Origin of the sequence: Serratia sp. CY43202 (genome assembly GCF_052168755.1) — a bacterium.
GTDB lineage: Bacteria > Pseudomonadota > Gammaproteobacteria > Enterobacterales > Enterobacteriaceae > Serratia > Serratia bockelmannii.
Map to the genome: position 1 here is coordinate 94,705 of NZ_JBJNMB010000002.1, position 22,950 is coordinate 117,654.

The following is a 22,950-nucleotide window of genomic DNA, read 5'->3' on the forward strand; positions in this document are numbered from 1 at the left end:
TGCCTCTGTCCGGTTCTCACCATTTGTGCCTATTGCTGCGATAACGGACAACGTTTGTCCGTCTGGCGACATCCTGACTGTCGGTAGCGCTATTCTGCCATGAACGGGCTTCTCTTTTAAAGTTGAATAATTATCATTTCCATCAAATTCTACTAACAGTCGGAAAGGCGATGAGACAGATGGGCAAATTTTTCAGGGAAAAACCGTTGAAAGTGCTGGTATATACGATAATCGCAGGCTATAGCGGGCAAGCGTTTACCGCGGATAGCGGGCAGAATACCACAAAAGAAGAGACTCTGGTGGTGAGCGCGGCGGCGTCTCAGGATCAGGATGACGAGAGCTCGCTGGTGGCGCACGGCGCCGCCTCCGCGACGAAGTCAAACCAGCCGATTAGCCGCACTTCACAAAGCATCTCGGTGGTGACGCAAGCGGAGATTGATGCGCAGGCGGCGAAAAACGTCCCGCAGGCGCTGCGCTATGTTTCCGGCGTCAACTCGGAGAGCGCCGGGCCGGATACCCGTTTCGATACCATCATCGTGCGCGGTTTTGAAGCCGACGAATACCTTGATGGTCTGCGGCTGCCGCGCGAAGCGTGGTGGAGCCGTCCGGCGTGGGATCCGTTCCTGCTGTCGCGTATCGAAGTGGTCAAAGGCCCTTCCTCGGTACTGTATGGCCAGGCGAATCCCGGCGGGATCGTCAACCTGGTCAGCAAAACGCCGCAGGCGACCCCGTCCGGTGAGGTGTATGTCAGCGCGGGCAACGAAAACCAGTTTGGCACCGGCGTCGATGCCACCGGGCCACTGAACGATAACGGCACGCTGTTGGGGCGCGTGGCGGGGACCTTTTTTGATACCGAAACCCAGGTCGACCACACCCGCTATCAGCATTATGACATCGCGCCGTCGCTGACGTGGCAGCCGGATGCGCACACCAGCCTGACGATTATTTCGCAGCTGCGCAAAGATCCGGACAGCGGATTCTACAACCAGATGCCGCTTTCCGGCACCTTGACGCCTAACCCGTACGGCCACATCTCGACCCGTTTTTACGGCGGCCAGCCGGGCTTCGACAAGTACGAACGCAAGCAGGGCAGCATCGGTTACCAGTTCCGGCACGATTTCAACGATACGGTGACTTTCCGCCAGAATCTGCGTTACCTCAGCAGCACCGGCGACTATCTGATGGTCTATCCATGGGGTGTGCATGCGGATGCGCCGCTCATCGATCGCTATTCGATGAACCTGAAGGAGAGCATGACCAACTTCGCGGTGGATAACCAGGCTGAATTCCACTTTGATACCGGTCGGGTGAAACATACGTTGCTGACCGGGATTGATCGCATGCATACCTCGGTGCGCAGCCAGTCGGGCTACGGCGACGCCAGCCCGATTAATTTCCTCAACCCGGACTATAGCGTGCCGGTGGTCACACCGCCGTTCGACAGCAGTACGCACAATACGCTCGATCAAACCGGGCTCTATCTCCAGGATCAACTCGAACTGGGAGGCTGGATCCTGAACCTTGCCGGACGTTACGACGCGGCGAAAACCAAAAGTATCGACCTGCTGAACGACGCTCGCACTGAGCGCAGCGACTACGCGACGACCGGGCGCGCCGGGCTGTTGTACCACTTCGATAACGGATTGGCGCCTTACATCAGCTATTCCACGTCGTTTGTGCCGAGCAGCAGCAATGACTTTTACGGCCACGCCTTTAAACCGACCGAAGGCAAGCAGACGGAAGTGGGGTTGAAATACGATCCGGTCGGGCTGGATGCCTTGTTTACCCTGGCGTTGTACGACCTGCGGGAAACCAACGTGGCGACCGCCGATCCCGATCACCCGAACTTCAGCGTGCAGACCGGCGAAGTGCGCTCGCGCGGGGTTGAGCTTGATGGCCGCATCAACATCACGCCGGCGTGGTCGGTGTTGGCGTCGTACAACCTGACCGATCCGAAAGTGCTGAGCGCCAACGACGATACGCAGGGCAAGCGTCCGGTGGGCATTGCGCGCAATACCGCCAAGCTCTGGAGTCAGTACGCCTTCGACGGCGCGCTTGACGGCGTGACGCTGGGCGGCGGCGTGCGCTATGTCGGTACCAGCTACGCCACCTCGGACAACGGCCTGAAGGTGCCGGCGGCCACGGTCTACGATGCGCGCGTCGGCTATCAGTGGCGCCAATGGCAGCTGGCGCTCAATGCCGCCAATCTCGGCAACAAAACCTACCTGGCTTCCTGCTCAGACAACGGCTGCGAGTATGCGCTGAAACGCCAGTACATCGCGACCCTCAGCTATAAGTGGTGACTGATGCTGTCGCGACGCAGGTTGTTGACCGCTATCCTGTTGGCCCCGCTTTACGCGCGGGCCGACGCCGGCCGGCCACCGCAAAAGCTGGCCGTGTTGGATTGGGGGCTGACGGAAATTCTGTTGGCGCTGGGGGTGACTCCGGCGGGCGTTTCGGCGCCGGATTGGTATCGCAAGCTGATCCCGACGCCTGCGCTGCCTGCGTCGGTGTTGGATCTCGGCCTGCTGTTTCAGCCCAATCTGGAGACGCTGTACGCGCTGCGTCCGGACGCGATTGTCATCACGCCGCAGCATGCGTTGCTGAAGCCGGCGCTGGAACGCATCGCGCCGACGATCGCGCTGCCGACTCATGGGCTGGCGGGATTCATCAGCGCCGCCCGGCAATTGGGCGAACGGCTTCAGCGGCAGCCTCAGGCCGCGCAGATATTGGCCAGCCTGAACGACAAGCTGAGCCGCGCCTCGCTGCTGGCGCGGCAGGTTGAACGTCCGGTGCTGTTCGCCGCCCCGGTAGATGCGCTGCACCTGCGGGTATACACCGCAGGCAGCCTTCCCGGCGACGTATTGGTCGCCTGCGGTCTGCGCAACGGATGGCAGGGCGGCGCGGGAGCCGAAGGCAGCGTGCTGGTGGAACTGACCCGCATCGCCGATCTGAATGCGCGGCTGATGCTGTTGACGCCTGACGATCAGCGGGAGTCGGTGTCTCAATGGCGCCAAAGCCCGCTGTGGCAACGTCTGCCGCTGACCTCTGCGCGCAACCTGAACCTGATAGAAGAAAACATCAGCGATGCCGGCGCCCTGATTACCGCTGGGCGCTTTGCCGATATTTTTACCGGGATGATGATGAGGTGGCGTGATGCATGAATCTTTTTCCCGCCGTCTTTCCTGGGGGGTAATCGCCGCGTTGTGGCTGACGTCGTTGCCGTTGGCGCTGGCCGATATTCATCGGCAGGGCGGCATTGTCGCGTTGTTCTCCGATCATAACCTCGATCCTGCGGCCATTATCCTGCATAGCATGTGGTTGCCGCGTCAGGGTATGGCGATGGTGGGGGGCGCGACGCTGGGGCTGTGCGGCTGGTTAATGCAGCGTGCGCTGCGCAATCCGTTGGCGGAGCCGATGACGCTCGGCATGACCGCCGGGGCGACGTTGGCGATGGGGCTGGCGTCGTTGTGGTTGCCGTCGCTGCTGGTCGGCGCGCGCACCGCCGTGGTGATTGCCGGTGAGATTGCGGCGCTGGCGTGCGTGCTGGCGCTCAGCTGGCGTCAGCGTATGTCACCGCTGGCGATGGTGCAGGCGGGCATCATGATCAATTTGTGGTGCGGGGCGCTGACCTTGCTGATCGCCATTATCAACGATCGCTTTTTACTTCAGGTGCTGATGTGGGGAGGCGGTTCGCTGGCGGTGGAAGACGGGCAAATTCTGCTGCGGATGTTGCCGTGGCTCGCCGTCTGCGTAGTGGGCCTGTTGTTCTTGCTACGCCCGCTTGAACTGCTGCAACTGCCGGAAACCGTGGTCAGCAGCCTCGGCGCCTCGCCGATGCGCATCCGCGCCGCCGCGGTGCTGCTGGCGCTGACCATGAGCGCCCTCATCATTAACGCCGTCGGCGTCATCGGTTTTTTGGGGCTCGCAGCGCCTCATCTGGCGCGCTTTGGCGGCGCGCGAACATCCCGGCAAATGGTGTTGCATACGGCGCTCATCGGTGCGGGCCTCCTGTGGCTGACCGATCTTTGCGTCTCTCGCGTGTCGCTGGAAAGCGGCCAGCTGCTGCCCGTCGGCATGCTGACCGCCCTTACCGGCGGCCCGTTGCTGATGCTGCTGGCGCGTTTTGCACGGCAGCAAAGCATCGATCTTGCGCCGCCGTTGCCGGTGTCGCAGACCTCGCATCAACAACGGTTCATCTGGTTGTCGGCCGGCATTCTGTCTGCGGGGATCGTGGTCTCTTTATGTTTCGGCCATGGATTGCAGCATTGGCACTGGGCGGAAAGAGGGGAGCTGGCGAACCTGCTGCCATTGCGGTTGCCACGACTGCTGGCGGCGATGAGCGCCGGTGCGCTGCTGGCGGGGGCCGGCGTGTTGATGCAGCGGGTGAGCGGGAACCCGCTCGCCAGCCCGGAAGTGCTGGGTATCGGCGGTGGCGCGGCCATGGGCGTTACGGCCTTTGTGTTTTTGCTTCCCGCTGGCGGCAGTGGCTGGCTGTTGGCGAGTAGCCTGGGGGGCGCGTTGATAAGCCTGTTGCTGACGTTGTGGAACAGCCGTCGAAGCGACTTTAATCCGCAGCGGGTATTGCTCAATGGTTTGGCGCTGAATGCGCTATGCCAGGCCGCGGTCAGCATCGTGATGCTCAACAATCTTGCCGCAAGTGCGGTGTTGTTGCCGCTGATGACGGGCAGTACCTATTACGTCGGCGCGTCGTTGGCCGAAGGCGTGTTTGTCATCACGCTGGTTCTCCTGGCGCTGATGCCGCTGTTCCGCCGCTGGCTGGTGCTGTTGCCGATGGGCAACGTCGCCGGCGCGCTCGGTGTGCCCTTGCCGCGCGCACGTTTCAGCGTGCTGGCTATGGCGGCCGTCATGACCGGGCTGGCGACGTTGCTGGTCGGCCCGGTGTCTTTCATCGGCCTGCTGGGGCCGCATCTGGCGCGCAAGATGGGCGCGAAAGGGCCGCTGATGCAGCTCTACACCGCCGCGCTGTTGTCATCCGCCATCATGACCGTTGCCGACTGGCTGGGGCGCAATGCGCTCTACCCGCGCCAGCTGCCGGTCGGTTTGGTGGCGTCGCTGATCGGTGTCCCTCTGCTGGTATGGCCGTTAATTCGTAATAAGACATCTCGGTCAAAACCATAAAAAGTGTGAGTATGAGCAAGGAATTCGGCATGTCGGTATTAATGATGTTGTTTCGTATGGTGCGCGGTTGGCTACTGCTCGCCGTGGTCGCCGGTGTCGTCAGCGGGCTGTGCAATGCCTCTTTGCTGGCGATGATCAATCATGGTCTGACGCAATCCAATGAGGCGTCATGGCTGAGTCCGGGAGGCGATTTTGCGTCACTGACGCTGTTGATGCTGGCGACGCGCGTGGTTTCTCAAACCACGTTTATGGCGCTGGGACAAAAGGTGAAGGCGCGCTTGCGCAGCGAGCTGGTGCAAGACGTCAGCGAAACGCGCTGGCTGCTGTTGGAGAAAGCGGGGATGGCAAGAACGCTGTCCGTGCTGACACAGGATCTCGATACGCTGGTGGTGTTTTTCGTCAACCTGCCCAATCTGCTGATTTTCGGCGCCGTTATCGTTGGCTGCCTGATTTACCTTGGCAGCCTGTCATTGAGCGTACTGGCGCTGGCATTGGCGGTGATTGTCTGCGGCAGCCTGGGCTACCGCGCCGCGCACGGCCCCGCGATGCGTTTGTTGCGCCGATCGCGTCAGCGGGAAGATACGCTGATTCAGCAATGCAAAAAATTGTTTGACGGTGCGAGGGAGTTTCGGCTTAACACGGTGCGCCGCCGTCAATTCGTCAGCGGTGAACTGGCGCAAAATATTGACGCGGTTCGCCGGGAGAGAACCCGCGGTTACGTGTTGTACGGTTTGGCGAGCAGCTGGGGAAGCGCGCTGTTTTTCGCTTTCATCGGCCTGGTGTTGTTCAGCTTGCGCGACGGACTGGCTTTGGACGAACGGGCGCTTACCGGCTATATCATGGTGTTTCTGTATATGATTGTGCCGGTCGAAGGGCTGTTATCCGCGCTGCCCACCCTGGCCGGCGCGCGGGTGGCCATGCAGCGGGTACAGTCGCTGCGCGCGCAACTCAGGCCCGAAGTTCCACAGCGCCATTTTACGCCTCCCCCTTTTGCTTCGTTGGCGTTGGATAATGTCCGTTACCAATATCAGAACGAAGAAGGGGAGCATTTCACCCTTGGCCCGCTGAATATGTACATTGCGCCCGGTGAACTCATTTTTATCGTCGGTGGCAACGGCAGCGGCAAGACGACGTTGGCGAATCTACTGGTGGGAATTTACCCGCCTGATAACGGCGCGATTTTGCTTAACGGCGAGCCGGTCAGCGACGATCTTCTGGAAATATACCGTCGGCATTTTTCGGTGGTGTTCAACGACTTCTTTCTTTTTGACGATGTGGCGTTCGTCACTGAGCGCACGCAAAAGCAGGTCGAACATCTGCTGCGCCTGCTGAAGTTGAGCCATAAAGTCAGTTTTGCCCACGGCCGTTTTTCAACAATCGCGCTCTCTCAGGGGCAGCGAAAACGGCTGGCTTTACTGCAGGCGTGGTTGGAAGAGCGCCCGGTTTATCTGTTTGATGAGTGGGCCGCCGATCAGGATCCGGAGTTTAAGGCGGTGTTTTACCTTGAACTCTTGCCGATGCTGAAGGCCGAAGGCAAAACGGTCATCGCGATTACTCACGACGATCGCTATTTCTACCTGGCGGATCGCATCATCAAGCTGGAATCGGGGCAGGTGGTCCCATCGACGCGTGGCGTGCCGTCATGATGCGCATTGCTTTCACCCAGCACGACATTTGGTTTTTTTTCCCCTCATGCTTGATGATTCGCCCCGGCTTTCCTCTGCGAAGTGAACGCGGTGATAGTGTACTGTTGCCCGCAGGTAAGGTAATTTGCTGATGGCAATGATGACTGACGCGGGGGCAACGGACATGAACGAAAGAATCGACTATCACATCGAGAAATACCATTTCGCGCCGCTGGATGAGGCTCCGCGGCTCGCGCACCAGTGGAGCGAGGTGTTGAACGAGTGCCGCGAGACGCAGGCCGGGGCGGAAGAGCGTCTGCGCATTGCGCTGCTCAACGTGGACTACGTGACCAGTTTCGAATTGCCGTTTCGCTTATTGCTGGTGCGGGCGCCGCAGCTGATTGCCGGCCTGCGCGATGAGTTGTCGATCAGTCAAAAAAATGTGGTGTTCAACGGCAAGCGCTTTGGCTGTGTCTACAGCCTGAAAAGCGATTTGAGCGGCGTGCCGGAGGCTTTCCAATACGGCCTGTCGACCCGTATTCACCGAACATCTGCGTCGGGCGTGGACGCGCAGCCTTACCGGGAAATTGCCAAAGCGCTCAAGGCGCCGCGTGAGCGGCTTAAGCTGGCGCTGGAGCAAGGGTTGCCGGTGACGGCGCTGGATGGCTTGTTTTGGTTCGGCATTCAGCGCATTGCTGCCGAGGTGCGCAGGCTAAGAAAAACCGGCATGGCGATCGTGACGGCGGAAACGGAGATCTTCGACACTCTGACCGGCACGACGCGCAAGGTCCCAGTGTACCGCCTGGCCGAGAGTTAAACGCCGTTTCCGCACCGAGGAGGTTCAAACCAAAAACCTCCTTATGGAATGCGCGGCTTACCGATAGGCTTCATTACGCGCGATCGTGTATTTGCCGCTGCCCAGCAGCAGAATGGCGAGCCCGCCCATAAAGAACACCAGTTCGTTTTCAATGCCCCAGGCGCCGACGTCAGTGACGCTGAACACCTTGCCGGTGCCCACCATCAAAAATGCCACCACCAGCGTAAAGGCGTAAACCAGCGCGGCGGGGCGGGTGAACAGTCCCAAAATGATCAGTATCGGCGCCAGGATCTCCCCTACATACACGCCGTAGGCGATGAAGGCGGGCAGCCCCTGTTCCTGCAACGCACCGGCAATCCAGCCGACGCCGTGCTGAATTTTCGCCACGCCGTGAAACAGCATCAGTCCGCCAAAGGTCAGTCTGAGTGCCAGCTTGCCGGCGTCCGGACGATCAAAAAGGCGCGCGAACACTGCATTCAATGACTTAACCATGGCCCTTTCTCCTGAATAGGAATGATTTTCAATCAATATATCAATAAGGTGAATGCGAAAGATGTTCTGGATCAGTAAAACGGCGGACTTTACGCCGAATCACCGGGTGAGATTTAGCGGGCGCTTCACACGGCAACGCAGGCTGTCCCCGCGACCCAAATCGCGGTAAAATGCAGCAGTTCACCTTATCGCACGTCATCAGGCCGTCGTACTCGCTATGAAAATGCGCAAACCCCGTCGTCCGCCCGGGCGGTGGATTTATTACATCCTGCATGAAGACATGCTGTGGCCCTGCCCGGTCAAATGGGAGTGGGAGAGCGGCTATAACGCCTGGCTGCCGTTTTATTATTCCCCTACGCTGGAATTCGTCGCCGGCAACCCCGCTCGCGCCACCAAGGTCAGCAGCGGCCGGCGCTAAGCGCGCTGCCCGCCTTGCCGCCCGGCATCCGCTCACCTAAGATCATTGCATCACCCACAGGTTTCCGGGAGCGCCCATGTCTACTCTGTTTCGCACGTCTCTTTGCGGCGCGGTGGCGTTGCTGCTGCTTGCGGGTTGTCAGCAGACGGCGCATCGACCGGCGCCGCCGCTGCAGGCGCAATTGGATCACATCGCTCTGATGCTGGCCGGCGGGCATTTCCTGCGCGTGGACTGCGGGCGCAGCGACGTGCCGGACGACGTGAAATTGCAACGCACCGCGATGCGTGCGGCGCAGCATCGCGGCTGGGATACGCATGCGGTAGGGTATCGACAGTTGCCGACGCTCACCCAGGCGCGTTACCTGACTCTGCAGCAGGACAATCAGCTGCTGACGGACAAATGCGCCACGCTCAGCTGCAGTACCGCGCGTTTTATCGCGGCGGCGCAGGCCGATCAGGAAGACTACATGGAGTAGCGTTGGGTAAGCCTGTCGGGCGCTCGTTACGGGCGCCTAAAAATTCTTTGCAGGATAACGATTTATCGATCATCATTTGAAATGATGTTTCACTTTTATCCATCGAGCCCACCTTGAATCTGTATGCCGCACTGCGTCAGCGCGTGGAAAATACGCCCTGGTACGCCAAACGGAAAAGCTACCGCGTGCTGTTCTGGCGCGAGATCACGCCGCTGGCGGTGCCGATCTTTCTGGAGAATGCCTGCGTTTTGCTGATGGGGGTGCTGAGCACCTTTCTGGTGAGCTGGCTCGGCAAAGAGGCGATGGCCGGGGTGGGGCTGGCGGACAGCTTCAACATGGTGATCATTGCCTTTTTTGCCGCGGTGGATCTCGGCACCACCGTGGTGGTGGCCTTCAGCCTCGGCAAGCGCGATCGCCGGCGTGCGCGGGCGGCGGCGCGTCAGTCGCTGGTCTTGATGACCGGCGTGGCGGTGCTGTTGGCGGCGGGCATTCACCTGGCGGGCGAATCGATCATCGATGTGATCGCCGGCGCGGCGTCGCCGGAGGTGAAAGCGCTGGCGCTCTCTTACCTGCAGACCACGGTGTGGAGCTACCCGGCGGCGGCGATTGCGCTGATCGGCAGCGGCGCGTTGCGCGGCGCGGGTAATACCAAGATCCCGCTGCTGATCAATGGTGGCATGAATATCCTCAATATCATCATCAGCAGCATCCTGATTTACGGCATGCTCGGCTGGCACGGGCTGGGCTTTGTCGGCGCCGGGCTGGGGCTGACGATTTCCCGCTATATCGGCGCCATCGCCATCCTCTATGTGCTGGCGATCGGCTTTAATCCGGCGCTGCACATTACGCTGAAAAGTTATTTCACGCCGCTCAAGATGAGCATCCTGTGGGAAGTGTTGGGGATCGGCATTCCCGCCAGCGTCGAATCGGTGCTGTTCAACGGCGGCAAGCTGTTGACGCAGATGTTCGTCGCCGGCATGGGCACCAACGTTATCGCCGGCAACTTCATCGCCTTCTCCATCGCTTCGTTGATTAACTTGCCGGGCAACGCATTGGGATCGGCCTCGACCATCATCGTCGGTCGGCGGCTCGGCAAGGGCGAGATCGGTCAGGCGGAGCGGCAACTGCGCCATATTTTCTGGCTATCGACCCTTGGGCTGACCGCCATCGCCTGGGGCACGGCACCGCTGGCCGGGGTATTCGCCGCGTTTTATACCTCGCAAGATGATGTGAAAACGGTGGTGAAAACCCTGATTTGGCTCAACGCCGCCTTTATGCCGATCTGGGCCGCCTCCTGGGTGTTGCCCGCCGGGCTGAAAGGCGCGCGCGACGCCCGCTTTGCCATGTGGGTGACGATGCTCGGCATGTGGGGCTGCCGCGTGGTGGCTGGCTATGTGCTGGGTATCGAACTGGGCATGGGCGTGGTGGGCGTCTGGTTGGGGATGTTCTTCGATTGGGCGGTGCGCGGCGCCTTGTTCTACTGGCGCATGATCAGCGGGCGCTGGCTGTGGAAATATCCGCGGGCCAAACGCCGGGAGGCCGAGTAACGTCGGCCGCGGGGCACCGGCGAGATGGCCTCAGTATAAAAGCGTCATCGCGCTGAAGAACAACAGCGTCAACGCGATAATAATGACGTTTTGCGTGGCTTTGCGCACCAGTCTGCTGGCGCTCAGTCGGCTGTCGATGACGTAGAGCAGCGGCACCATCAGCAGCACGTAGGCGAACATCAGCATGGCGGTAAAGGGTTGCAGGTTCATTTATGCTTCTCCTGTACGTCATCATGGCCGACTAGGTGCACCAGCACCGCCTCCGTCTGATGGGCCAAGCCAATAAAGGGCGGGGCGACAGGGGGATCCGCTGCGAACGGCAGGCCGGCGCGCCGCGTGTTCACCGCCGCTTGCAGAATTTTCTTTCTATGCTTCCGAGTATGGTCGACCATGCGCCTCCGAATAAGGCCGCCCGCAGGCGGCTGATCGTAGTATTACCATTAAGCTGGAGTAGGATTGCAGGCCGCTGCCGGGGCCATGCATTCATAATATTGCGAATGATAACTATTATCAATAATGAAAGTGAAAAAATTAAGGGTATTGCGAGAGGGGTGTCAGCGGGGAGGGAAAAGAAAAAGCACGCCTTGCGGCGTGCTTTGCGAGGCACTAACGGCGGTGGTTACTTCTGATCGGGCAGGGCGTAAGCGATCACATAGTCGCCCAGCTTGGTGCCGAAGGAACCGTGGCCGCCGGCGTAGATCAGCACGTACTGCTTGCCATTGACCTCATAGGTCATCGGCGTCGCCTGGCCGCCGGCCGGCAAGCGCGCTTCCCACAGTTTTTCACCGTTGGTCACGCTGAAGGCGCGCAGGTAGTTGTCTGCGGTGGCGCCGATGAAGAACACGTTACCGGCGGTGGTTACCGGGCCGCCCAGCATCGGCATGCCCATTTTGAACGGCAGTGGCAGCGGTGAGCTGTCGCGCACGGTGCCGATGCGTTTTTTCCACACGATGTCGTTGGTTTTCAGATCCACGGCGGAAATGTAACCCCAGGCCGGCTGTTTGCACGGCAGGCCGAACGGTGACAGGAACGGGTTCAGGGTAACGCCGAACGGCACGCCATATTGCGGCTGTACGCCGGACTCGGTGCCGCTGCCGCCTTTGTCGCCTTCCGGCGGCTCAATCGGGTTGCCTGGGCCGCGCGGGATCAGTTTGGAGACGAACGGCAGCGCGATCGGGTTGGCGATGGCGATTTCGCGATCGGTATCGACGGCCAGGCCGCCCCACTCGAACATGCCCAGGTTACCCGGGAACACCAGCGTGCCCTGCTCGGAAGGCGGGGTGAAGGTGCCTTCATAGCGCAGGCTGTGGAACATCACGCGGCAGACCAGCTGGTCATAGATGGTCGCGCCCCACATGTCCGCACCGGTCAGCTTCTTCTCAGGACGGAAGGTCAGCTCGGAGAACGGCTGGGTCGGTGACAGGCGGTCGCCTTTGGCCGGGCCCTGAGGTACAGGTTTCTCCGGCGCCGGCACCACCAGCTCGCCGTTGGTGCGGTTCAGCACGAAGATGTTGCCGGTTTTGGTCGGCACATAGATCACCGGCACTTTTTTACCGCTCTTGTCGGTAATGTCCGCCAGGGTCGGCTGCGCCGGCACGTCCATATCCCACAGGTCGTGGTGGACCGTCTGATAGAACCAGGCCAGTTTGCCGGTGGAGGCGTTCAGCGCCAGCAGGCCGCTGGCGTAGCGCTCCATTTCCGGGGTGCGGTTGCCGCCCCAGATGTCCGGCGTGGCGACGCCCATCGGCAGATAGACGATATCCAGCTTGGCGTCATAGGCGGCCGGCGCCCAAGAGTTCGGCGAGTTCGGCACGAAATGGTGCTCGTCCGCCGGGATGGCGTTCGGATCTTTCGCGCCCGGATCGAAGGCCCACAGCAGCTTGCCGCTGTTGATGTCGAAGCCGCGGATCACGCCGGAAGGCTCACGGTTGGAGTAGTTGTCGGTCACGGCACCGGCAACGACGATCACGTTATCGGTGATCACCGGCGGCGAGGTCGGCTCGTAGTGGCCCGGCGTCGCATACGGCATGTTGCTCTGCAGGTTCAGCTCGCCGTTGTTGGCGAAGTCCGGGCACGGTTTGCCGGTTTCGGCGTCCAGCGCGAACAGGCGGCCGTCGTTGACCGGCAGAATGATGCGGCGTGCGCACATCGCCGGTGCGGCATCGCCGGCGGCGCCCGCGGCTGCAGCGGTTTCGTGGTAAGACACGCCGCGGCAGGTGATGTGCTGGAAGGTCGGGTTGTACTTCAGCTGCGGATCAAATTTCCACTTTTCTTTACCGGTGGCGGCATCCAGCGCGAACAGCTTCTGGTGCGGCGTACACATGTAAAGGGTATCGCGGATCTTGATCGGCGTGACTTCGTTGGTGATCTCACCCGGATCGTTGGCGGTCTTCAGATCGCCGGTCTGGAAACGCCAGGCTTCTTGCAGCTGGCCAACGTTTTTGTCGTTGATCTGGCTCAGCGGCGAGTAACGGGTGCCTTCCTGGGTGCGACCATAGGCCGGCCAGTCGGCGCCGGTGGCGTCTTTCGGCTGGACCTGCGCGGCGTCAAGGGTGCCGTTGATCTCTTGCGGATCGTTGAATACGGCATAGGCCAGTGCGATGACGGTGATCGCCAGCGCCGCGCTCAGCGCACCGTAGGCGAATTTGCCGTTGGCGACCAGCTTACGGTAGATAAACGGCAGCACCAGCCACAGGCCGAAGAAGAAGGTGACGTCCAGGCGCGGCGTCAGCGCCCAGAAGTCCGGGCCGACTTCCCACAGGGCCCAAATAGTGGTGCCCAGCAGGAACACCGCGTACAGCAGCAGCGCGGTGGCGCGGCGGCGGAACAGCAGCCAGGAGGTCGCCAGCAGCACCAGCCCGGCGATGATGTAATACAGCGAACCGCCCAACTTGGCCAGCCAGATGCCGCCGCCGAGCAGATAAAGCCCGCTCAGCGCGGCAAACAGCGCCGTTATGACGATAAGCGGCGATAGTGACGCTTTATTTTGCATAGCAATACCCTTACCAAAAATGAAAGTCCCCGATTTAGAGATTAAGCCAAATCGGAAAAAACACGCGGTTTCTCCCTATTATTTCAGCGGGAAGCCGCTAGGGTGACGTAAAACCCATCCCGTCTTTTAACCTTAAGGTGCTTTGCCTTATTCAAAGCGGTAAGACAAGGTGGCGCCGCCACCCCAGTTGCGACCCGGCGCCGGCTCGAAATAGCGGCCATTGCCTTCGTTGACGATCACCGAACCGACGTAACGGCGGTCGAAAATATTGTCCACCCGGCTGAACACGTCCAGCGCCCAGCGGTTCCAGGTAAAGCGATAACCGGCGTTTACGCCGGCCACGGTGTAAGAGGGGGCCTGCGCGCTGTTGGCGTCGTTGGCCTGAATGTCGCTCATGTAGCGCAGTTCCGCGCCGGCGTGCCAGCCTTCCGGCGGTGCAAAGGCCAGCGAGGCGTAGCCCATGTTGCGGGCGATGCCTGGCAGGTGATTGCCGGCGGGGGTACAGCCGGATTTACCGCACATTTCGCTGCGGTAGGTGGCGTCCAGCAGCGTCCAGGCCATATGCAGGCGCCAGTCCAGCGCGAACTCTTGATCCAGCGCCAGCTCCAGGCCGCGCCGCCGGGTTTTGCCGGCGTTGGCGTAGCTGGTGCGTCCGCCGCTGCTTTCCGCCACCACCAGCTCGTTGTCGGTATCGGTCTGGAACAGCGCAGCGCTCACCAGGCCGTTGCCGAGGCGCAGCTTGCTGCCCAGTTCGACGGTATCGCTGGTGGACGGCTGCAGGCCGATATTGAGGCCTGTCTGGCCGTCGGGGCGGTAGGAGAGCTCGTTGATGGTCGGGGTTTCAAAGCCGCGGCCGGCGGAGAGATAGACGTTCCACGCCGGGTTGATCTTGTAGTTGAGCGAGCCCATCGGCAGCCACTGGTGGTAGCGTTTGCTGCCGCTGTCGTCGCCGTTGCGCGGCGTGATGTAATAGTCGGTCGAGTCGAAGCTGACGGTGCTGTAGCGCAGGCCGGCGTCCAGCGTCCAGCGCGGCGTCAGTTGCCAGGAGGTTTGCAGGTAAGGATCCAGGTTCCAGATACGGTTCTTCTCGTTGCGCCGCTGGTCGCCTTTCTCGCCGTAGTCCACAGTGCCGTCTCGCAGAATAAAGTTTTCGAACCCCTGGCGGCGTTCGGTCATGGTTTCATAATCCAGACCGCCGATCAGTGTTACCGGTAACGATGCGAGAGTATCCTCATGCTTCCAGCGAGTGTCAATGCCCTGATATTTTCTTTCCAGCACGATCACCCCGCCGGCGTGGGTGGGGTTGAGCTGTGGCCCCATCGGGATGGACTGGTACTGCGTGGTGTGGCGCTCGCCGTGGTAGGCAGTCAGCGTCAGTTCGTCGCGCTCGCTCATCTGGCGCTGATAGCGCAGGCCGGCCTGGGTCTGATCGAGCGACTTGCGGGTGTTAAATTGATCCGCGCGCGGCGCCTGGCGCGGGTTTTCCTTCCACTCTGCCTCGGTCAGGCCGCCCGGATCGCCGGCATCGATTGAGACGCTGTTGAACATCAGCGTCAGGGTGCTGACGTCGTCCAGCCGCACACCGAGCTTGCCGTTGCCGAGGTTTTTCCGCGCGGCGCTGTGATCGCGGTAGCCCTGAGTGGTGAAGCGGGTGCCCGAGATGGCGTAGTTGACGTCGCCGGCCTGGGTACCGTCGCCGGTGGCGCCGGTCGCTTTCACCCCATAGCGCCAGGTATTGTCGCTGCCGAAATAGCCGCCGGCCTCCAGCGTTGGCGGCTGGGTGCCGGTCTGGGTGTCAACGTTTATCACCCCGCCCGAAGCGTTGCCGTACAGCGCGGAATAGGGGCCGCGCAGCACCTCGATGCGCTCGACGGAGTTGATGTCGATGTTGGAGGTTTGTCCCTGGCCGTCGGGCATGGTGGCGGGAATGCCGTCGACGTACATGCGCACCCCGCGCACGCCGAACATCGATCGGCTGCCGAATCCGCGTATCGACAGCTGCAGATCCTGCGCATAGTTTTGCCGGTTTTGGAGCTGCAGGCCCGGCACGCTGCCGAGGTTTTCCGACAGGTTAATCTGCGGTGCGGCGTTGCGCAGGTCCTGGCCGTCGATCACGCTGACGGACACCGGCGATCCCAGCTCGGTCAATCCGGTGGGTTGCGCCATCACCACCAGGGTGTCGCTTTTCTCTTCATTATTTTCTGCCGCCAGCGCCTGACTGGCAAACATGGGATGTAGCAATAGCATTGCAGCCGGGGTAAGCACGGCGCTTTTCTTATTGGTCATGGAATAAATCTGCCACTGGTATTGAAAGGGAATTGCAAGTCGATTCAGAGTTAGCCATCTGTCGCTCCATCTACATGACGCTAAACGAAAAGGGTAAGGCATCCTGATATCAGTATAGAGTATCTCGGGCAGGAACGTTCCCGCAAAAACTCCGGTCCCAGCGACGGTTAACGGATTCATGAGCCTGGCTCATAAGCTCAAGCGTATTTCGCCCCATAGTCATGGCGGCAGTCGCGTTTTACAGTCACCACACCGGAATGGCTCCGCGTCACGCGGGGCCGGTATCAATCAGTGGGAGAGTGAAGATGCAAACACGCAAATTGGGGCGCGAAGGGCTGGAAGTCTCGGCGTTGGGGTTGGGCTGTATGGGACTGAGCTTTGGCTACGGCCCGGCCACCGACAAACGGCAGGCGGTCGATCTGATCCGTGCCGCGGTTGACGAGGGCGTGACGTTCTTCGATACCGCCGAGATTTATGGTCCGTTCACCAACGAGGAATTGTTGGGCGAAGCGCTGGCGCCGGTGCGCGATCGGGTCGTCATCGCCACCAAGTTCGGTTTCGATCTGCCGCAGCCGGCGGGGCAGCAGGTGTTGAACAGCCGTCCGGAGCATATTCGCCAGGCGGTGGAAGGCTCGTTGAAGCGCCTGCGGATAGAGACGATCGATTTGCTGTATCAGCACCGTGTCGATCCTGAGGTGCCTATCGAAGAGGTGGCCGGTACGGTGCAGCAACTGATTCGCGAAGGGAAAGTGAAGTATTTCGGCCTGTCGGAAGCCGGTGCGCAAACCATTCGGCGAGCTCACGCGGTGCAGCCGGTCACGGCGCTGCAAAGCGAATATTCGCTGTGGTGGCGCGAGCCGGAGCGTGAAATCTTGCCGACGCTGGCAGAGCTGGGCATCGGTCTGGTGCCGTTCAGCCCGCTCGGCAAGGGCTTTCTCACCGGTGCCATTACCGAGGACACCACCTTTGACAGCGGCGATTTTCGCAACCTGGTGCCGCGCTTCAGCGCCGAAGCGCGCCGGGCCAATCAGGCGCTGGTGAGCGTGCTGGGGCAGATAGCGCAGCGCAAAGGCGTGACGCCGGCGCAGATCGCCCTGGCCTGGCTGCTGGCCCAGCAGCCGTGGATCGTGCCGATCCCGGGAACCACCAAGCGTCACCGGCTGGAAGAAAACTTTGCGGCGGCGTCGGTGGTGTTGGCGGCGGACGAACTGGGCGCGATCGAGCGTGCGCTCTCCGCTATCGACGTGATCGGCGATCGTTACCCGGCGCATCTGCAGAAGAACGTCGGGCGTTAAGCCCCGCGTCGCAGCGCCTCAATCAGCAGCGCAAAGGCGGTAGTGTGTTGCCTGCGGCTTGGATAATAGAGGTAATAACCGGGAAACGGCGGGCACCAGTCGTCCAGCGCCATCAGCAACCGACCGTCGGCCAGCGGCTCGGCGACGGTATCTTCCGGCACAAAGGCGATGCCGAGGCCGAGCTGCGCGGCGTCGATTCGCTGGCGCAGGCTGTTGAAGGTCAGTTGCCCCTCCACCCGCACTTTAATCTCCCGGCCATCGCGGGCAAATTCCCAGGCGTACAGCCCGCCGAGGGTGGGCAGGCGCATGTTGATGCAGCGATGGTTTTGCAGCGCTTGCGGCGTAGCGGGGAGGCCGTAACGGGCGAAATAGTCAGGGGAGGCGACGGGCACCATGCGCATGTCCGGCCCGATGCGCACCGCGACCATGTCCTTCGCCACCTGTTCCCCCAGCCGGATTCCGGCGTCGAATCGCCCGGCGACGATGTCGGTCAGGCTGTTGTCGACGGTGATTTCCACGTTGATATCCGGGTAATCGACGAGAAAAGTGCGCAGCACCGGCCACAGTACTGCATCCACCGCGTGTTCGCCGGCGGTGATGCGGATGTTGCCGGCGGGCCGATCGCGCATTTCACCCAGCGCGTTCAGCTCGCTTTCAATCTCCGCCAAGCGCGGGCCAATGCTGTTGAGCAGCCGCTCACCGGCCTCGGTGGGGGCGACGCTGCGAGTGGTGCGCGTGAGCAAACGCAGCGCCAGGCGTTCTTCCAGGCCGCGAATAGCGTGGCTGAGTGCCGATTGGGAAACCCCAAGCTGCGCCGCCGCTTTGGTGAAGCTGCGCTCCCTGGCCACCATCAGGAAAGCGATCAGATCGTTAAAGTTTTCTTTCAACATACCGGCACCGGAGAGCAAGGTTGGGGCGCTGTCGCGCGTAGATTTATGAATTGAGCTCATAGCTCCTTGCGCATTTTACCCGCTAGTCGCCGGAAAAGCATGGCGCTATCTTGGCATCACTCACTCATGATTATCAGCGCCGGCTGTGAGAGCCGGCGCGGAGGACACGGCAGATGAAAATACAACGCAGCGGTTCTATCCCATCACAGCGCGGTTCGGCGGATTACTTTACCGGGCAGGTACGCATCGACGCGCCGTTCGCCGGTGACGCGCCGGCCAGGGTGGGCGGCGCGACCGTCACCTTCGAACCCGGCGCCCGCACGGCCTGGCATACGCATCCGCTCGGCCAGACGCTGATCGTCACTCAGGGGCGCGGGTGGATCCAGATGTGGGGCGAGAAGACGCAGGAGATGCATCCCGGCGATATCGTTTGGATACCGGCTGACGTCAAACACTGGCACGGTGCGACACCGGACACTGCCATGACCCATATCGCCATCGCCGAAGCGGTGGACGGCAGCCCGGTGACCTGGCTGGAGCCGGTCAGCGAGGCGGACTACCGGCCATAACGCCGATCAGGCCGGGGGGCTCTGTTCGCAAAACCGCAGGCGGTTGCCGAACGGATCGGTGAGGTTCAGCTCTTTGCCCCAATCGACAATCTCCAGGCCCGGCCGGGCATAGCGATAGTTTTTGGCCGTGAGCTCCCGGTGCAGCGCGTCGATATCGTGCACCGGGATGAAAATGGCGGCGCCGGGCGTGCTGTCGCCGTAGTGTTCGCTCAGGTGCAGCGTCAGCCCGGTGCGGGTCACCTGCATGTACAGCGGTAGGTCTTCGCTGAAGCGGTGCTCCCACGCCAGCGTGAAACCGAGAAAATCCAGATAAAACTCTTTGGCCTTGTCGACGGAAAAGATACGCAGGATCGGAATGGCGGGGTAGAGCGTCATCATTGTTGACCTCACTGTCGCGTTAGCGGCAGCCGATATGGATATCGACCGCGTCGGGGCCGGTATAGGCTTCGAAGTCGGTCAGGAAGCGACGTTCGATTTCCGGGTGTTGCTCGAAGTAGGCCCAGATGGCTTGCCAGCCTTCGATGACCGCCGCCGGCATGGCGCCTCGGGCCTGGAACACCAGATAGCGGCCAGGTTGGATGTGCAAACCGCTCTGTGCCTCACTGCCGGCGGTGACATCAAACGGCCCGCTGGCGTCGGAGGCGTAGTTGGAGTAGACCCCGTAAACCGGCATGGCGGGCGAGGTGGCGAAAAAGTCTGACCACAGCGCGGGGATTTTAGCCGTCTCGGGCTGGGTTTCGTCCTGATTGGTGGTTCTGATTGTCTGGCCGGCGACGTAAAAATCGGGCAGGTGTACCGAGAGGGGCTGCATAGAGGCAATTCCTTTTAACCGCTGAAAAGATGCCTAAAGGTAGCAAAGGCTCCCCAAAACCGCCAGACAGGGCCCCCGCAGGCGCGGGGGGCCCTCACATCAGGCGCCCAAACCGCCGAGGCACAGGTATTTGATTTCGAGATAGTCCTCGATGCCGTATTTTGAGCCTTCGCGGCCCAAACCGGAGTGCTTCATGCCGCCGAACGGCGCCACTTCGGTGGAAATCAGCCCTTCGTTGATGCCGACAATGCCGTACTCCAGCGCTTCGGCCACGCGCATCACCCGGCCGATGTCGCGGCTGTAGAAGTAAGCGGCCAGGCCGAACGGCGTGTCGTTGGCCAGTTCGACGGCGTCGGCCTCCTGGCTGAAGCGGATCAAGGGCGCCACCGGGCCGAACGTCTCCTCACGGAAGATTTTCGCCGTGCGCGGCACATCGGTCAGGATAGTCGGGGTGAAGAAATTGCCGCCCAGCGCGTCAGGCTTGCCGCCCAACAGCACCGAGGCGCCGTGCTCGACGGCGTCGGCGATATGCTCGCGCACTTTCTCCACCGCGTCCGAGTTAATCAACGGGCCGATGGTGACGCCATCATCCAGGCCGTTGCCGACTTTCAGCTTGGCGACGGCGGCTTTCAGCTTGGCGGCGAACGCATCGTATACGCCGTCCTGCACCAGAAAACGGTTGGTACAGACGCAGGTCTGGCCGGCGTTGCGGTATTTTGAGGCGACCGCGCCGGCCACGGCGGCGTCCAGATCGGCGTCATCAAACACGATAAACGGCGCGTTGCCGCCCAGCTCCATACTGGTTTTCTTGATGGTGGGCGCACACTGGGCCAGCAGCTGCGCGCCGACTTCGGTGCTGCCGGTGAAGGAGAGTTTGCGCACGTCCGGGTTGGCGGTGAGTTCGCCGCCGATGCCTTTGCTGGGGCCTGTTATCACGTTGCATACCCCGGCTGGCAGCCCGGCGCGCTCCGCCAGCACGGCGATCGCCAGCGCCGAGAACGGGGTCTGGCTGGCGGGGCGGATCACCCCGGTGCAGCCGGCGGCCCAGCCGGGGCCGGCTTTGCGGGTGATCATCGCCGCCGGGAAGTTCCACGGGGTGATGGCCGCGAACACGCCGATCGGCTCTTTTTGCACGATGATGCGGCGACCGGCCTGCGGCTGCGGAATGGTGTCGCCATATACCCGTTTGCCTTCTTCGGCGAACCATTCGATAAAGGAGGCGGCATAGGCGATTTCACCGCGGCTTTCGGCCAGCGGTTTGCCCTGTTCCGCCGTCATGATGCGCGCCAGATCTTCCTGATTTTCCATCATCAATTCAAACAGCCGCCGCAGCTTGCCGGCGCGCTCTTTGGCGGTCAGCGCGCGCCAGGCGGGCAGCGCTTTTCTGGCGGCGGCGATGGCGCGAGCGGTTTCTTCGGCGCCGAAGGCCGGTACGTGGCCGACCCGTTCTCCGTTGGCGGGGTTATGAATGGCGATCGAACGGCCTTCCTGGGCCGGCAACCATTGCCCGTCGATGTAGTTGGCCTCGCGGAACAGCGTGGGATCCTTGAGGGTAGCGCAGATGCTGGTGCTCATGAGTCTCTTCCTTCTTTCCTGAGTTCAACAGAGTGGTCTATCCCATACGGCTACCCTTTACCCTAGCAAATTTTGCCGCCGCCGTTTGCCCGCACGGCAACAAGATGGTCGTTTTCTTTATGCGCACCTTCTGTACAAAAAATATCCTCCGTCGGGCCGATACTGAAAGAGCAGGCATATGACCCTTTTCGATGTAATTAAAAGGAGTGTGCGAATGATGAAATCAGTGGACAGACATCTCGCGGCCTACGGCAGCGAAATGGATTTTTTGGCGTCGAGCATCGCTCTGATGGAATGGCAAGGGCGGCAGATTGACGCCGGGCAGGTGGCCGGCAATATGTCGGAGCAGCAAAGCCGCCTGTTCTTTGCGCGGTTGAATTATTTTCGTCAGCTTTATCAGGCCGCATCGGCGGCCGAACACAGCCTGTAATTTCCGATCCAGCCCTGCCGCAGCGGGGCTTTTCATTTCAGCGGTGCCACACCCCGGTCGCCAGCGTTGCCGGCGAATACTCCAGATTTCGTCCCCGCCACGGCAGCGCTGCCGCAAAACGCCAGGCGCGGTGAACGTCAAACCGCCAATAACGTTCCGCCCCTTCAACGCCGGGATTCCCTTCCGCCTGCCAGAGGATCTGCGTTTTTCCTAGCAGATGCAGTACGTCACCGCGCTCGAAATCGATGAACAGCAGCGCCGCCCGCGGTTCGGCCAGCAGGTTGCCCAACGTATTCATATAGCGGTTGCCGCGAAAGTCCGGCATCCACAGCGTGTCGCCTTCCAGATGGATAAAGCCGGGGCGGCCGCCGCGATGGGAAATATCCACGCCGCCCTGCGCCAGTGCCAGGTGCGCGCCGCTGGCGACGAAGCAGGTGTCCGCGGCGCGGATCAGCGCCTGCGCCGCCGCATCCAGCGAGGCTAAATGCTCAACCGGCTGCGGCCGGCTGTCCACCGGGTAGAGTTCGCGGCGCTGAATGTACTGCGGGCAGTTGCCGAAGCTTTGCTGAACGAGGATTTCCACCCGGTTTTTGTCGGTGCGGCTGACGGCGCCGTTGGCGCGGTTGCGCCGCCGGTTGCTGAAATCCAGCCCCAGCGCGCCGACCGGCTTGCCGGGCAGCAACAGTGCCTGGGCGGGATCGTCGCTGCGGCGCGGCGCGCTGATGCGTAAATGCGTGTCGTCCGGCGTGCGTAAAAATCCGGGCGGGCCGGTAAACAGGGTGGCGATGGGCCAGCCTTGTTCATCCAGCGTGGCGACGAACAGGTAGGGCAGCGCGGCGAAAAACGCGCGGTGCTGATCCGGCATCGCGGGGTAGATGCCGCCGCCTACGCCGCCAAACCCGGCCAGCGTCTGTGCGCGCAGCTCATCCGGATGGAACAGTTGCGGGATCATGGCGTCAGCTCGCCGCCGGTTCCGGCAGGGCCGGCATGGCAAAGAAGCCGGGCAGTGCAACGATGCGCGCCGCCCAGCGCCGTATCGCAGGGTAAGGCGCCAACGAAATGCCGCCTTCGGCCGCGACCGCTACGTAGCTGTGGCAGGCCAGATCGGCGATGGTGGGCTGTTCGGTGGCCAGGTAGTCCCGCTCGCTCAGATGCTGTTCCATCTGCGGCAGAAAACGATCGCTGACCGCCCGCGCCGCCTGGTAATCCTCCGGCACCGCGAACTGGGCGATCAATCGGCAGGAGGCCGGGCCGTAGCGGACTTCGCCGGCGGCTTTGGAAAGCCAGGCCTGCACCCGCGCCGCCGCCACCGGCTGTTCCGGCAGCCAGTGGCTGTCCGGCGCGTAGCGTTTCACCAGATAGACCAGAATGGCGTTGCTGTCGGCCAGCGTCAGATCGCCGTCCTGCAAGACCGGGATCTGGCCGAACGGGTTGAGCCGGCGAAAGGCCGCGCTCTGCCGCACGTCTGCCGAGGCCTCTACCCATTCATAGGGCAGCGCCAGCATGCGCAGCAGCAAGGCCACGCGGTGAACGTGGCCGGAAAGCGGGGTGCCGTAGAGGGTGATGGTGGACATGGCGTTTCTCCT

Annotated in this window: 21 protein-coding genes; 11 read left to right on the plus strand and 10 right to left on the minus strand. The window is 61.6% G+C overall.

The window, feature by feature from the left end:
- The first annotated feature begins 179 nt into the window (after window positions 1–179).
- The 5 genes from ACJ8J5_RS02345 to ACJ8J5_RS02365 all read left to right on the plus strand — a co-directional run bounded on the left by ACJ8J5_RS02345 (window position 180) and on the right by ACJ8J5_RS02365 (window position 7,584).
- Window positions 180–2,303, plus strand: a complete 2,124-nt coding sequence (locus ACJ8J5_RS02345) for a TonB-dependent siderophore receptor (RefSeq protein ID WP_254599105.1) — start codon at window positions 180–182, stop codon at window positions 2,301–2,303.
- A gap of 3 nt (window positions 2,304–2,306) precedes the next feature.
- Window positions 2,307–3,164, plus strand: coding sequence for an iron-siderophore ABC transporter substrate-binding protein (locus ACJ8J5_RS02350; protein ID WP_173889987.1), 858 nt, complete (start codon window positions 2,307–2,309; stop codon window positions 3,162–3,164).
- The gene (gene fhuB / locus ACJ8J5_RS02355) at window positions 3,157–5,142 is read left to right on the plus strand and encodes a Fe(3+)-hydroxamate ABC transporter permease FhuB (RefSeq protein ID WP_414104384.1); all 1,986 of its coding nucleotides are present in this window, start codon (window positions 3,157–3,159) and stop codon (window positions 5,140–5,142) included. The genes ACJ8J5_RS02350 and fhuB overlap by 8 nt, the downstream gene beginning before the upstream one ends.
- Window positions 5,143–5,153: 11 nt before the next feature.
- On the plus strand, window positions 5,154–6,788 hold the full coding sequence (locus tag ACJ8J5_RS02360; RefSeq protein WP_254599104.1) for a cyclic peptide export ABC transporter: 1,635 nt from the start codon (window positions 5,154–5,156) through the stop codon (window positions 6,786–6,788).
- 163 nt (window positions 6,789–6,951) lie between these two features.
- Window positions 6,952–7,584 carry a helix-turn-helix domain-containing protein gene (locus ACJ8J5_RS02365; protein ID WP_060433484.1) on the plus strand — a complete coding sequence of 211 codons (633 nt, stop codon included), beginning with the start codon at window positions 6,952–6,954 and terminating at the stop codon, window positions 7,582–7,584.
- Between the two features lie 57 nt (window positions 7,585–7,641).
- Here ACJ8J5_RS02365 and ACJ8J5_RS02370 read toward each other — a convergent pair whose 3' ends face one another.
- Window positions 7,642–8,076, minus strand: coding sequence for a DoxX family protein (locus ACJ8J5_RS02370; protein ID WP_414104385.1), 435 nt, complete (start codon window positions 8,074–8,076; stop codon window positions 7,642–7,644).
- Window positions 8,077–8,293: 217 nt separating this feature from the next.
- Here ACJ8J5_RS02370 and ACJ8J5_RS02375 point away from each other — a divergent pair, with 217 nt between their 5' ends.
- The 3 genes from ACJ8J5_RS02375 (at window position 8,294) to ACJ8J5_RS02385 (ending at window position 10,516) form a co-directional block, all read left to right on the plus strand.
- Window positions 8,294–8,494: a hypothetical protein gene (locus ACJ8J5_RS02375; RefSeq protein ID WP_016927170.1), complete on the plus strand. Its 201-nt coding sequence runs from the start codon at window positions 8,294–8,296 to the stop codon at window positions 8,492–8,494.
- 76 nt (window positions 8,495–8,570) lie between these two features.
- Complete coding sequence (gspS, locus tag ACJ8J5_RS02380) at window positions 8,571–8,969, plus strand: type II secretion system pilot lipoprotein GspS (RefSeq protein WP_414104386.1); 399 nt, start codon at window positions 8,571–8,573, stop codon at window positions 8,967–8,969.
- Window positions 8,970–9,082: 113 nt separating this feature from the next.
- On the plus strand, window positions 9,083–10,516 hold the full coding sequence (locus tag ACJ8J5_RS02385; protein ID WP_025303388.1) for an EmmdR/YeeO family multidrug/toxin efflux MATE transporter: 1,434 nt from the start codon (window positions 9,083–9,085) through the stop codon (window positions 10,514–10,516).
- Window positions 10,517–10,546: 30 nt separating this feature from the next.
- On the opposite strand, the gene ACJ8J5_RS02390 is transcribed toward ACJ8J5_RS02385, so the two are convergent.
- From ACJ8J5_RS02390 to pqqU, 3 genes are all read right to left on the minus strand, one after another.
- Entirely contained in the window at window positions 10,547–10,726 is a 180-nt protein-coding gene (locus ACJ8J5_RS02390) for a hypothetical protein (protein WP_019453466.1), read from the minus strand.
- Window positions 10,727–11,135: 409 nt separating this feature from the next.
- Window positions 11,136–13,508, minus strand: coding sequence for a glucose/quinate/shikimate family membrane-bound PQQ-dependent dehydrogenase (locus ACJ8J5_RS02395; protein ID WP_025303386.1), 2,373 nt, complete (start codon window positions 13,506–13,508; stop codon window positions 11,136–11,138).
- Between the two features lie 147 nt (window positions 13,509–13,655).
- Window positions 13,656–15,794: a TonB-dependent receptor PqqU gene (pqqU, locus tag ACJ8J5_RS02400; RefSeq protein ID WP_025303385.1), complete on the minus strand. Its 2,139-nt coding sequence runs from the start codon at window positions 15,792–15,794 to the stop codon at window positions 13,656–13,658.
- 305 nt (window positions 15,795–16,099) lie between these two features.
- Here pqqU and ACJ8J5_RS02405 point away from each other — a divergent pair, with 305 nt between their 5' ends.
- Window positions 16,100–17,089, plus strand: a complete 990-nt coding sequence (locus tag ACJ8J5_RS02405) for an aldo/keto reductase (RefSeq protein ID WP_169540988.1) — start codon at window positions 16,100–16,102, stop codon at window positions 17,087–17,089.
- Here ACJ8J5_RS02405 and ACJ8J5_RS02410 read toward each other — a convergent pair.
- Window positions 17,086–17,979, minus strand: coding sequence for a LysR family transcriptional regulator (locus tag ACJ8J5_RS02410; RefSeq protein WP_043140030.1), 894 nt, complete (start codon window positions 17,977–17,979; stop codon window positions 17,086–17,088). The two genes, ACJ8J5_RS02405 and ACJ8J5_RS02410, sit on opposite strands and share 4 nt — an antisense overlap.
- Before the next feature lie 173 nt (window positions 17,980–18,152).
- Here ACJ8J5_RS02410 and ACJ8J5_RS02415 point away from each other — a divergent pair, with 173 nt between their 5' ends.
- Window positions 18,153–18,548: a (R)-mandelonitrile lyase gene (locus tag ACJ8J5_RS02415; RefSeq protein WP_033643630.1), complete on the plus strand. Its 396-nt coding sequence runs from the start codon at window positions 18,153–18,155 to the stop codon at window positions 18,546–18,548.
- A 6-nt stretch (window positions 18,549–18,554) separates the two neighbouring features.
- On the opposite strand, the gene ACJ8J5_RS02420 is transcribed toward ACJ8J5_RS02415, so the two are convergent.
- From ACJ8J5_RS02420 to gabD, 3 genes are all read right to left on the minus strand, one after another.
- A complete protein-coding gene (locus ACJ8J5_RS02420; RefSeq protein ID WP_414104519.1) occupies window positions 18,555–18,923 on the minus strand; it encodes a glyoxalase superfamily protein in 369 nt (122 codons plus the stop codon).
- A gap of 22 nt (window positions 18,924–18,945) precedes the next feature.
- Entirely contained in the window at window positions 18,946–19,359 is a 414-nt protein-coding gene (locus tag ACJ8J5_RS02425; protein ID WP_025303380.1) for a GyrI-like domain-containing protein, read from the minus strand.
- A gap of 99 nt (window positions 19,360–19,458) precedes the next feature.
- Complete coding sequence (gene gabD / locus ACJ8J5_RS02430; protein ID WP_025303379.1) at window positions 19,459–20,934, minus strand: NADP-dependent succinate-semialdehyde dehydrogenase; 1,476 nt, start codon at window positions 20,932–20,934, stop codon at window positions 19,459–19,461.
- 214 nt (window positions 20,935–21,148) lie between these two features.
- Here gabD and ACJ8J5_RS02435 point away from each other — a divergent pair, with 214 nt between their 5' ends.
- The gene (locus tag ACJ8J5_RS02435) at window positions 21,149–21,364 is read left to right on the plus strand and encodes a glycogen synthase (RefSeq protein ID WP_004935234.1); all 216 of its coding nucleotides are present in this window, start codon (window positions 21,149–21,151) and stop codon (window positions 21,362–21,364) included.
- A 37-nt stretch (window positions 21,365–21,401) separates the two neighbouring features.
- On the opposite strand, the gene ACJ8J5_RS02440 is transcribed toward ACJ8J5_RS02435, so the two are convergent.
- Window positions 21,402–22,316 (minus strand): pyridoxamine 5'-phosphate oxidase family protein, encoded by a 915-nt coding sequence (locus ACJ8J5_RS02440; RefSeq protein ID WP_414104387.1) that lies wholly within the window; start codon window positions 22,314–22,316, stop codon window positions 21,402–21,404.
- A 4-nt stretch (window positions 22,317–22,320) separates the two neighbouring features.
- Window positions 22,321–22,938 carry a glutathione S-transferase family protein gene (locus ACJ8J5_RS02445; protein ID WP_406903562.1) on the minus strand — a complete coding sequence of 206 codons (618 nt, stop codon included), beginning with the start codon at window positions 22,936–22,938 and terminating at the stop codon, window positions 22,321–22,323.
- Between the last annotated feature and the right edge of the window lie 12 nt (window positions 22,939–22,950).